Below are 11786 nucleotides of genomic sequence, written 5' to 3'. Positions count from 1 at the left end.
ATGCCCAGCGCCTGCACGCCCATCAGATTGATTTCCTTGCCGAACAGCCAGCGCGCGTCATATTCGCGAAACCCGGTCGGCTTCACCATCGGCTCGGATTCGAAGGCATAGGTGTTCGGAACCAGAACGGGCTTGGGCTTTGGAAACATCTTGTAGCAGCCTCGCGAGAGCGTGATGGTCAATGCTGCAGCCAATAGCCAAAGGCGGACTGCGGCGAAAGGTGGGATCGGCTGCTATTGGCCGACAATTGCGGCGGATTTGTTGGCCGGGAAATGCCCACTCAGAAGGCATAAATGGCGTCAGCGATCACTGGCGATTTCGATCGCGGTAGCAAGCTATCTTACTGCTCCAGCACGAGCCTGCCGTTGGCATATTCGAAGCGCTTCAGCTTGGACAGGAAGGACAGGCCGAGCAGGTTTTCGGAAAGCGCTTCGTCGGGCAGCACCATGGCGTCGACGTCGCGGACGATGAGGCCGCCGAGATCGATCATGGCGAGGCGGGCGCGCGCGGCCTTGATGGTGCCGTTGGCGGTGGTGACGGTGGCGGTGTAGTCGCCGCGCGACGGGCGCAGGCCGAAGCGCGCGGCGGATTTCTCATTGAGCGCAACAAGCGAGGCGCCGGTGTCGACCATGAAGTCGATGCGCTGGCCGTCGATGCGGCCGTCCGTCGCAAAATGTCCGCGGGGGTCGCGAGGAATGCTCAGCGTGCGGCCGCCGCCCTGCGCCACGGTCTGAACGGGGATACTCTTCGAAGCGGTCGTGGCGGACGCGGAGGCCGGCGTCATCTTGTCCGCCATCTGCGCCATGAAGCTGCCGAGGCCGACCAGGATGGCGGCAAGGATCATTATGTTACGCATGACGCCACGCAGATTTCCAGGAACTGGCCGATTTCACCACGCCATCCGCCGTCTCGCGACCGGCAGCGGCGATGGAGCCTGCCATTTTCGCGAAAATGATGAGTGAAGCGTTAACGGCAACGCCGTCATACGCGGGCTTGACCCGCGTATCCAACGATCTTCAGAAAAGCTTCTTGGGATGGATTGCCGGGTCAAGCCCGGCAATGACGAAGCGAGGACTACGTCCCGCGCGGCTTGGCCCGACGCGTCGGCACGGCATTGGCAGGGTCCTCCGGCCATGGGTGCTTCGGGTAGCGCCCGCGTAGATCGGCACGCACGGCACTGTAGCTGCCGCGCCAGAAGCCTGGCAGATCCCGCGTCACCTGCACCGGGCGCTGCGCCGGTGACAGCAATTCCAGCACCAGCGGCACAGCGCCCTTCGCGATCGATGGATGGACGTTGAGCCCGAACAATTCCTGCAGCCGGACCGCGATGGTCGGGCCCTGCTCGGCCTCGTAGTCGATCGCAAGCTGGCTGCCCGTCGGCGCCTCGAAATGGGTCGGCGCCTCCTGCTCCAGCCGGGCACGTAGATTCCAGGGCAACAGCGTCATCAGCGCATCCGAGAGATCGCCGGCCGACAACTCCTTGAGCGAAGTCTTGTCGTAAAGCGCAGGCACCAGCCAGGTCTCGCGCTCCCGCGCCAGCGCCTCATCCGACAGATCCGGCCAGCTATCGCCTTCGGCCTTGCGCAGGAACATCACGCGGTCGCGCCATTGCTTGGCGTGCTTTGACCACGGCAACTTGTCGAGGCCCGCAGCGATCAAGCCATCTGCGAGCACGCGTGCAGTCTCCGCCGACGGGGACAGCGCCACCGGCGCTTCCGACAGCGTGATCGCACGCAGCGTGCGCCTGCGCCGCGCGCGCAGCGCCATCGCACTTCGGTCGAACGAAATATCTTCCGTAGTCTCGATCTCACCTGCGAAACGCAGCTCGATCTCTTCCAGAGTGATCGGCGCCGCCAGCAGGATCCGGCCGCTCGCCGCGGTGCCGGTCAACTCTCCGACTGCGATATAGGATGAACGCGCAAGTGAGGACGTCTGCTCGACGCTGGCGCCGCGGCCGTTGGCGAGCACAAAGCTGCCATTGCCGCGGTTGCGCGCGACGCGATCGGGAAAGGCGAAGGCCAGCATCGTGCCGGTGGAGAGCTCGCCTATGGCCTCGGACGCTTTCGACGACGTCACCTGCGAAGCCCAGCGCTGCGCGAGGCTGCGCGCGCTCGAGGCCCGCTGCGAGCGATCGCGACGGAACTGATCGAGCCTGACATCAAGATCGACACTGTCGCCGCCGAGCCCGCGCTCGGTGAGCACCGCTGCGATCTCCGCGGCTCCTGCCGCCGCGCCAAACCGCGCCGAATCCACGATCATGCGGGCGAGCCGCGGCGGCAGCGCCAGCGCACGCAGGCTGTTGCCTTCCGCCGTGATCCGGCCGCCGGCATCGAGCGCGCCGAGTTCGCGCAGGAGCACGCTTGCTTCGTTCCAGGCCGGCAGCGGCGGCGGATCGAGGAACGCAAGGCCGGACGCATCGCTGACACCCCATTGCGCGAGGTCGAGCACGAGCGAGGACAGGTCGGCGGACAGGATCTCGGGCTGGGTGTAGGGCGCGAGCGAGGCGGTCTGCGGCTCGTCCCACAGCCGGTAGCAGACACCGGGCTCGGTACGGCCGGCGCGGCCGCGGCGCTGATCGACCGCGGCACGCGAAGCGCGCACGGTCTCGAGGCGCGTCAAGGCGATGTCGGGCTCGTAGCGCGGAACGCGCGACATGCCGGAATCCACGACAATGCGCACACCCTCGATGGTCAGCGAGGTCTCGGCGATCGAGGTCGCCAGCACCACCTTGCGGTGACCCTTGGGTGCCGGCGCGATGGCGCTGTCCTGAACGCTGGCATCGAGCGCGCCGAACAGCGGCACGATCTCGATCGCAGCGTCGCGGATGCGTTCTTCGAGAAAATTCTGCGTGCGTCGGATTTCGGCAGCGCCCGGCAGGAACGCGAGCACCGAGCCGGGGTCGGCGCGAAGCGCTATTGAGATCGCCTCCGCCATCTGCCGCTCCAGCGGAACGTCCATCTTGCGACCCAGATAACGCGTCTCCACTGGAAAGGCGCGGCCTTCACTCTCAACAACAGGTGCATCGCCCAGCAGCTTGGCGACACGTGCGCCGTCGAGCGTTGCCGACATCACGAGCAGGCGAAGATCCTCGCGCAAGCCCTGCTGCGCGTCGCGCGCCAGCGCGAGTCCCAGATCGGCATCGAGCGAGCGCTCATGAAATTCGTCGAACAGGACTGCGGCAATGCCTGTGAGTTCGGGATCGCCGAGGATCTGGCGCGAGAAGATGCCTTCGGTGACGACCTCGATGCGGGTGGCGCGCGACACTTTCGAGCCGAAGCGAACGCGATACCCGACGGTTTCGCCAACCCGCTCGCCAAGCGTCCGCGCCATGCGCTCGGCGCTGGCGCGCGCCGCGATCCGCCGCGGCTCCAACACGATGATCTTCTTGCCGTTGGTCCAGGGCTCGTCGAGCAGCGCCAGCGGCACCCGCGTGGTCTTGCCGGCGCCGGGCGGCGCGACGAGCACGGCCGTATTCTTCGCCGCAAGCGTCGCCGCGAGCTCGCCGAGCGCTGCGTCAATGGGAAGTGGAGTGTCGAAATGACGGGGCACGGCCTCACCACGTCGTCATGCCCGGGCTTGTCCCGGGCATCCACGTCTCTCTTGCCGAAAAGGAGAAAACAGAACGTGGATGGCCGGGACAAGCCCGGCCATGACGAAAAGTAATAATCGTCAAACCGGCGGTTCGGCTGCGCGGCCAACGCTCTCATAGCTGAAGCCGTGCGCGGCCATATCCTCGGGGCGGTAGATGTTGCGGAGATCGACCACGACCGGCTGCCGCAACAGGTTCTTCAGCCGCTCAAGGTCAAGCGTGCGGTATTGTACCCACTCGGTGACGACGACCATGGCGTCGGCGCCGGTCACGCATTCATAGGGATCATCGCAATACTCGATATCCGGCAGCTCCTTGCGCGCCTGCTCAATGCCGACAGGATCATGCGCCCGCACTTTTGCGCCCATGTCCAACAGGCCGGTGACGATCGGGATGGAGGGTGCTTCCCGCATGTCGTCGGTCTCCGGCTTGAAGGTGAGACCGAGCACGGCCACCGTCTTGCCGCGCAAATTGCCGGCGAGGCCCGCAACCTTGCGCGCCATCGCGCGCTTGCGGTTGTCGTTGACGCCGAGCACGGCCTCCACGATGCGCAAATTCACGTCATGGTCCTGCGCGATCTTGATCAGCGCGCGGGTATCCTTGGGAAAGCAGGAGCCGCCGAAACCGGGGCCGGCATGCAGGAACTTGGAGCCGATGCGGTTGTCGAGCCCGATGCCGCGCGCGACTTCCTGGACGTCGGCGCCGACCTTTTCGGAGAGATCGGCGATCTCGTTGATGAAGGTGATCTTGGTCGCCAGGAATGCGTTGGCGGCGTATTTGATCAGCTCCGCCGTGCGCCGCGCCGTATACATCAGCGGCGCCTGGTTGAGCGACAGCGGCCGGTAGACATCGCCGAGCACTTTCCGCGCGCGCTCATCTGATGTGCCGACCACGATGCGGTCCGGGAATTTGAAGTCGCGGATCGCGGCGCCCTCGCGCAGGAATTCCGGATTCGAGGCGACCGCGACGTCGGCGGCCGGGTTGGCTTCGCGGATCAGGCGCTCGACCTCGTCGCCGGTGCCGACCGGCACGGTCGATTTGGTCACCACCACCGTGAAGCCTTTGAGCGCACCGGCGATCTCGCGGGCGGCGGCATAGACGTAAGAGAGGTCGGCATGGCCGTCGCCGCGGCGCGACGGCGTACCGACGGCGATGAAGACCGCGTCAGCGTCGGCGACCGGGTCCTTCAGATCGGTGGTGAAGTCGAGCCGCCTCGCCTTCACATTGGCGGCGACCAAAGCGTCCAGCCCCGGCTCGAAGATCGGGATTTCGCCGCGGCGCAGGGCGTTGATCTTCTCGACATCCTTGTCCACGCAGGTGACGTGGTGTCCGAAATCCGCAAAACACGCGCCAGAGACCAGTCCCACATAACCCGTGCCAATCATGGCGATGCGCATGAAACCACCCGCTTGCTATCGTTAACGATTCCGCAACTCCGGCCAGCGTCTTAGAACATTTGCCGGCCCGGAGGAAACGGCAAAAAGCAGGCACGAGCGGCATGTCATTTGTATGAATAAAGGCGATAGCAACCGATCCGGCCGAAGATGCGCCAAATGCGCGCCGAAACAGGACAGTCATGACCGCAAACGGGACAACCTCCGCGAGCCTGCGTTCCGCCACCTCGCCGGACGGGCGCATCGATTGGGTGGACTACGCCAAGGGCATCTGCATCGTCATGGTCGTGATGATGCACTCGGTCCTGGGCGTGGAAGCCGCCGCCGGCGAGACCGGTTTCATGCACGCGTTTGTCATGTTCGCCAAACCGTTCCGGATGCCGGATTTTTTCCTGATTTCGGGCCTGTTCCTCTCGCTCGTGATCGACCGTGACTGGCGCACCTATCTCGACCGCAAGGTCGTCCACTTCGCCTATTTCTACGTGCTCTGGGTGACGATCCAGTTTGCGTTCAAGGCGCCGGCCTTTGCCGCCGAAACGAGCTGGAGCCATACCGGCTACCTCTATCTCGAATCCTTCATCGAACCTTTCGGCACGCTGTGGTTCATCTATCTGCTGCCGATCTTCTTCGTCGTCACAAAACTGACACGCAATCTGCCGCCGCTCGCGATTCTGGCGCTGGCCGCCGGACTCGAGATGGCGCATGTGGTGACCGGCTGGACCGTGATCGACGAATTCTGCGCGCGCTTCGTCTATTTCTATGCCGGCTATCTCCTTGCGCCCACCGTCTTCAAGCTGTCGAACCGTGCACGCTCCGCGCCGACGTTGGCGCTGATCGGGCTCGCGCTGTGGGTGCTGGTCAATGGCGCCCTGGTGATCGCGGGGGTGAGCGAATGGCCGCTCGTCTCGCTGGTACTGGGATTTGCGGGCGCCTTTGCCATCGTCGTCACCGGGACGCTGCTGGCACGGATGAAGTGGCTCACGGCCTTGCGCTTTTGCGGCGAGCATTCGATCGTGATCTATCTCGCCTTCTTCCTGCCGATGGTGATCGCACGGGTCGGCCTGTTGCGCAGCGGCGCGATCCACGACATCGGTCTGATCTCGCTGCTCGTCACCATCACCGGTCTCGTCGGCGCACTGGTGATCTGGCGCATCGCACTCGCTGTCCGCGCCAACTTCCTGTTCGAGCGCCCCGCCGCGTTCTGGATCGCGCCGAAGAAAGCGGCAGTATTGCAGGCGGCCGAATAATTTGGTCGTCGTCCCAGGCTTGACCCCGGGACGACGAAGGTGTGCGGTTCGCCAAAATTCGGCACCTGAAGGCTGTCATTTGCTGCAAAAATCCCTAAATTTCGGCCATGCCGAAATCAGCCTCCAAGACCTCAGCCAAGACAGAACCCAAAGCCGCCCCCAAGCCCGTTGCCGCCAAGGCTCCGGCCAAGGGCCACCATGTGTTCCTGGTCGACGGTTCCTCCTACATCTTCCGCGCCTACCACGCCCTGCCACCGCTGAACCGCAAGTCCGACGGACTGCAGGTCAATGCCGTGCTCGGCTTCTGCAACATGCTGTGGAAGCTCCTGCGCGAGATGCCCGAGGACAATCGGCCGACCCATCTCGCCATCGTCTTCGACAAGTCCGAGATCACCTTCCGCAACAAGATCTATCCCGACTACAAGGCGCACCGGCCGCCGGCGCCCGATGACCTGATCCCGCAATTCGCGCTGATCCGCGAGGCGGTCCGGGCCTTCGACCTGCCCTGCCTGGAGCAGGTCGGCTATGAGGCCGACGACCTCATCGCGACCTATGTCCGGATCGCCTGCGAGCGCGGCGCGAGCGCGACGATCGTGTCCTCCGACAAGGACCTGATGCAGCTCGTCACCGACTGCGTCAGCATGTACGACACCATGAAGGATCGCCGCATCGGCATTCCCGAAGTGATCGAGAAGTTCGGCGTGCCGCCGGAAAAGGTGGTCGAGGTACAGGCCCTGGCCGGCGATTCCACTGATAACGTGCCCGGCGTGCCCGGCATCGGCGTCAAGACCGCGGCGCAGCTCATCACCGAATATGGCGATCTCGAATCCCTGCTGAGCCGCGCCGGCGAGATCAAGCAGCCGAAGCGTCGCGAGGCGCTGGTCGAAAATGCCGAGAAGGCGCGCATCTCGCGCCAGCTTGTGCTGCTCGACGACAAGGTCGAGCTCGAGGTGCCGCTCGACGACCTCGCCGTGCATGAGCCGGATCCGCGCCGGCTGATCGCGTTCCTGAAGGCGATGGAGTTTTCGACTCTGACCCGCCGCGTCGCCGAATATTCGCAGATCGACCCGTCCGATATCGAGCCCGATCCCGGCAACAAGAGCGGCGCGAGCGTGTTCTCGCCGCTGCCTCCTTCCGACGTCGAGCCCGCGCCGGGTCCCGGCGGGCCCACGCAGGGCGCGCCTGCCGCCAAAGAGCGTAACAAGCCTGCGGGCAAGGAAGACAAGGCCTCAAGCCTCAAGGGCACGCCGATCGCGCTCGCCGAAGCGCGCGCGGAGGCGGCGCGCAGGACGAAAATCGATCGCAGCAAATACCTGACGATCAAGAGCCTCGATCAGCTGGGCGCCTTCATCGCGCGGATCCATGATACCGGCCATGTCGCGGTCCAGGCGAAGGCGAATTCGATCGATCCAATGCAGGCGGAGATTTCCGGCATTGCGCTCGCACTCGGCCCCGACGACGCCGCCTATATCCCGCTCGCCCACAAGCAGGCGGGCGGAGGCAGCGGGCTGTTCGACGCGGGATTGGCGCCGGACCAGATCAAGTTCGAGCAGGCGATCGAAGCCTTGCGGCCGATCCTGGAATCGCAGGGCATCCTGAAGGTCGGCTTCGACGTCAAGTTCAACGCGGTGGTGCTGGCGCAAGCCGGCATCACGCTGCGCAACTTTGACGATGCACAGTTGATCTCCTACGTGCTCGACGCCGGCCGCGGCTCTCATGCGCTGGAATCGCTGGCCGAGCGTTGGCTCGGGCATGCGGTGCTCGCCGAGAACGGGCTGACCGGTAGCGGCAAGAACAGACTGACGTTTGACCAGGTTGCGATCGACAAGGCGACCGAGCACTGCGCCGAGGGCGCCGACGTGATCCTGCGGCTGTGGCGCGTATTGAAGCCCCGCCTGGTCGCGGAGCGGATGGCGAGCGTCTACGAGACGCTGGAGCGGCCGCTGGTCTCCGTGCTGGCGCGGATGGAGCGGCGCGGCATCTCGATCGACCGCCAGGTGCTGTCGCGGCTGTCAGGCGATTTCGCCCAGACCGCGGCGCGCGTCGAGGCGGAGGTCCAGGAGATCGCCGGGGAGCCGATCAATGTCGGCAGCCCCAAGCAGATCGGCGACATCCTGTTCGGCAAGATGGGATTGCCCGGCGGCACGAAGACCAAGACCGGCGCGTGGTCGACGACCGCGCAGGTGCTGGACGACCTCGCCGAGCAGGGCCACGAATTCCCGAAGAAGATCCTGGAATGGCGGCAGGTCTCGAAGCTGAAATCGACCTATACCGACGCGCTGCCGACCTACGTCAATCCGCAGACCCATCGCGTCCACACCACCTACGCGCTGGCTGCGACCACCACGGGGCGGCTGTCGTCGAACGAGCCGAACCTGCAGAACATCCCCGTGCGCACCGAGGACGGCAGGAAGATCCGCCGCGCCTTTGTCGCGACGCCCGGGCACAAGCTGGTATCGGCGGATTATTCGCAGATCGAGCTGCGGCTGCTCGCGGAGATCGCCGACATCCCCGTGCTGAAGCAGGCGTTCCGCGACGGCCTCGACATTCATGCCATGACGGCGTCCGAGATGTTCGGCGTGCCGATCAAGGACATGCCGAGCGAAGTGCGCCGCCGCGCCAAGGCGATCAATTTCGGCATCATCTACGGCATCTCGGCGTTCGGCCTCGCCAACCAGCTCGGCATCGCGCGTGAAGAGGCTTCCGCCTACATCAGGAAGTATTTCGAGCGCTTCCCGGGCATCCGCGCCTATATGGATGAGACCAAGGATTTCTGCCGCCGCAACGGCTATGTCACCACGCTGTTCGGCCGCAAATGCTACTACCCCGACATCAAGGCCAGCAACGCCTCGGTCCGCGCCTTCAACGAGCGCGCCGCGATCAACGCCCGCCTGCAGGGCTCGGCCGCCGACATCATCCGCCGCGCTATGACCCGCATCGAGGACGCGCTCGCCGAGAAGAAGCTATCCGCGCAGATGCTGTTGCAGGTGCATGACGAACTGATCTTCGAGGTCCCCGACGAGGAAGTCGCGGCAACCCTGCCGGTCGTGCAGCATGTAATGCAGGACGCGCCCTTCCCGGCCGTGATCCTGTCGCTGCCGCTGCAGGTCGACGCCCGCGCCGCCAACAATTGGGACGAGGCGCATTGAGCTCTCTCTGTCGTCGCCCAGAGGGACGACGACAGCAAAAATGCACTCGGAGCAATTGCGCAATGGCCTAGCGGCACGACGCGCGTTAGAAACGTGCATCCTCCCGCGAGTTCCTGATGCCTCACACCTCCGCCTTGCTCGGTTTTGCGCTGCTCTCGCTCGGCATGGTGCTAACGCCGGGGCCGAACATGATCTACCTGATCTCGCGCTCGATCACGCAGGGGCCGGCAGCCGGGATCGTGTCGCTCGGCGGGGTGGCGCTCGGCTTCGTGTTCTACATGCTATCAGCGGCATTCGGCATCACCGCGCTGTTGTTCGCGATCCCCTACGCCTATGACGCGCTGCGCTTTGCCGGCGCGGCCTATCTGTTGTGGCTGGCGTGGCAGGCGCTGAAACCCGGCGGACGTTCGCCGTTCCAGGTGAAGAAGCTCCAGGTCGACAGCCCCCGGAAGCTGTTCGCGATGGGATTCGTCACCAACCTGCTGAACCCCAAGATCGCGATGCTCTATCTGGCGCTGCTGCCGCAGTTCATCGATCCCACGGGCAGCGTGCTGACGCAGTCGCTCGCGCTCGGCGTGACCCAGATCGCGATCAGCGTCAGCGTCAACGCGATAATCGCGCTCGCTGCCGGTTCGATCGCGCTGTTTCTCGGCACGCGGCCGGCCTGGCTGCTGCTGCAGCGCTGGCTGATGGGCACGGTGCTGGCGGGGCTTGCGATGAAGATGGCGTTCGAGGCGAGGAGAGCGTGAGTCCTCGCTCGTCATGCGCGGGCTTGACCCGCGCATCCATCTTCTGCGGAAGCAGATACCAAAGAGCGATTTTGCGAAGGAGATGGATTGCCGGGTCAAGCCCGGCAATGACGAAGATCAATCCAGCTTCGCTTCCATGCCGCGCTTCACGCCGGGACGCGCCATCAGCTTGTTGTACCAGCGCTCGACATTGGGGAAATCGCCGAGATTGACCTTGTGCCGCGGGTGGCGCCAGGCCCAGCCGAGGATGGCGAAATCGGCGACCGACAGATCGCCGGCGACGAAGTCGCGGCCTTCGAGCCGGCGGTTCAGCACGCCGTAGAGGCGGAGTGTCTCGGTCATGAAGCGCTTCAGGCCATAGGCGCGGTCCTGCTCGTTCTCGAGCGCGATGAAATGGTGCACCTGGCCCGGCATCGGACCAAAACCGCCCATCTGCCACATCAGCCATTCATAGACCGGGATGCGCTCGATCAAAGGCTTGGGCAGGAACTTTCCGGTCTTCTCGCCGAGATAGAACAGGATCGCGCCCGATTCGAATACGCTGACCCGCTTGCCGCCGGGGCCGTCCGGGTCGACGATTGCGGGAATCTTGTTGTTCGGGCTGATTTCGAGGAAGCTTGGCGCCATCTGCTCGCCCTTGGTGATGTTCACCGGGAACACTTGGTAGGGCAGCCCCATCTCCTCCAGCGCAACCGAGATTTTGCGGCCATTCGGCGTGTTCCAGGTGTGCAGCTCGATGGTCATTTTCGCTTCCCCCACAATCGTTTGAGGCTTCCCTAGCGCGGAACCGGACGCGGTTACAACGGCCCTTTACGAATATCGATCCGCGCCCCGTGTGACGCTGGCGTTGTTGACGGGGAGCTTTCGGCGCTGGAATCTCGCCACGACCGCCGATAGATTGCGCGCCACCGTAAACGACCCGGAAAGCCGCCTTTGTCCAAATCAGCCGCCCGCGCCCGCCTCGCCGAGATCGTCCGTAAGCGCTCTTTCGGGCGCGGCGAGATCACGCTGGCCTCGGGCCGCAAGAGCGATTTCTATTTCAACCTCAAGCCGACGATGCTGGATCCCGAGGGCGCCGCATTGCTTGCCGAACTCACTTATGAAGCGCTGAAAGACGACAATCTTGATTTCGTCGGTGGGTTGGAGATGGGCGCTGTGCCGCTCGCGGGCGCGATCGCGCAGCTCTCCTGGATCAAGGGCCATCCGATCGCGGCCTTCTTCGTGCGCAAGAAGCCGAAGGAGCATGGTGCGAAGCTAGCGGTCGAGGGACTTGCCAAAGGCGAGACGCTGCAGGGCAAGCGCATCGTGATCGTCGAGGACGTCACCACCACCGGCGGCTCGGCGATGAAGGCGGTGGAAGCCGTGCGCGAGGCCGGCGGCGAGGTCGCGCTGGTCTTCACCATGGTCGACCGCGAGGAAGGCGCAACAGAAACGTTCGCGGAAGCCGGCCTTCCGTTCCGCTCGTTGTACAAAGCGGGCGAGTTCCTCAAGAGCTAGAGCATGATCCGGAAAAGTGGAAACCGGTGCATGCTCAAACAAAGAGACGAGATGATGATCCGTTAAACGGATCATGATCGAGTGTTGCCTCATCGGCACACCGCGGCAGATTACGCCCATCTCCTTAGTTCTTCCGCAATCAACTGCTCGTTTACCATCCG

At 64.4% G+C, this 11786-nt stretch carries 8 protein-coding genes and 1 pseudogene; 4 read left to right on the top strand and 5 right to left on the bottom strand.

The features are described from left to right. The 4 genes and pseudogenes from AC5ZG1_RS29585 to AC5ZG1_RS29570 form a co-directional block, all read right to left on the bottom strand. Positions 1-182, bottom strand: a pseudogene (locus AC5ZG1_RS29585) (phosphomannomutase/phosphoglucomutase); the annotation flags it as partial. A gap of 158 nt (positions 183-340) precedes the next feature. Continuing rightward, positions 341-856, bottom strand: a complete 516-nt coding sequence (locus AC5ZG1_RS29580) for a TIGR02281 family clan AA aspartic protease (protein WP_130228542.1) — start codon at positions 854-856, stop codon at positions 341-343. A gap of 218 nt (positions 857-1074) precedes the next feature. Then, positions 1075-3549: an ATP-dependent helicase HrpB gene (gene hrpB / locus AC5ZG1_RS29575; protein WP_496134876.1), complete on the bottom strand. Its 2475-nt coding sequence runs from the start codon at positions 3547-3549 to the stop codon at positions 1075-1077. Between the two features lie 120 nt (positions 3550-3669). After that, on the bottom strand, positions 3670-4986 hold the full coding sequence (locus tag AC5ZG1_RS29570; protein WP_130228544.1) for a UDP-glucose dehydrogenase family protein: 1317 nt from the start codon (positions 4984-4986) through the stop codon (positions 3670-3672). 179 nt (positions 4987-5165) lie between these two features. Here AC5ZG1_RS29570 and AC5ZG1_RS29565 point away from each other — a divergent pair, with 179 nt between their 5' ends. The 3 genes from AC5ZG1_RS29565 (at position 5166) to AC5ZG1_RS29555 (ending at position 10128) form a co-directional block, all read left to right on the top strand. After that, entirely contained in the window at positions 5166-6230 is a 1065-nt protein-coding gene (locus AC5ZG1_RS29565; RefSeq protein ID WP_496134875.1) for an acyltransferase family protein, read from the top strand. 107 nt (positions 6231-6337) lie between these two features. Further along, the gene (gene polA, locus AC5ZG1_RS29560; protein WP_496134874.1) at positions 6338-9379 is read left to right on the top strand and encodes a DNA polymerase I; all 3042 of its coding nucleotides are present in this window, start codon (positions 6338-6340) and stop codon (positions 9377-9379) included. Between the two features lie 116 nt (positions 9380-9495). Then, on the top strand, positions 9496-10128 hold the full coding sequence (locus AC5ZG1_RS29555; RefSeq protein ID WP_130228547.1) for a LysE family translocator: 633 nt from the start codon (positions 9496-9498) through the stop codon (positions 10126-10128). A gap of 117 nt (positions 10129-10245) precedes the next feature. Here the strand turns inward: AC5ZG1_RS29555 and AC5ZG1_RS29550 are convergent, their stop codons facing one another. Further along, the gene (locus AC5ZG1_RS29550; RefSeq protein ID WP_496134873.1) at positions 10246-10872 is read right to left on the bottom strand and encodes a glutathione S-transferase family protein; all 627 of its coding nucleotides are present in this window, start codon (positions 10870-10872) and stop codon (positions 10246-10248) included. A gap of 189 nt (positions 10873-11061) precedes the next feature. On the opposite strand from AC5ZG1_RS29550, the gene pyrE reads away from it, so the two are divergent. Then, the gene (gene pyrE, locus AC5ZG1_RS29545) at positions 11062-11625 is read left to right on the top strand and encodes an orotate phosphoribosyltransferase (protein WP_496134872.1); all 564 of its coding nucleotides are present in this window, start codon (positions 11062-11064) and stop codon (positions 11623-11625) included. Positions 11626-11786: the final 161 nt, after the last annotated feature.

The sequence above is a fragment of the Bradyrhizobium sp. Leo78 genome (genome assembly GCF_059512425.1).
This window is presented reverse-complemented; position numbering and strand designations above follow the sequence as displayed.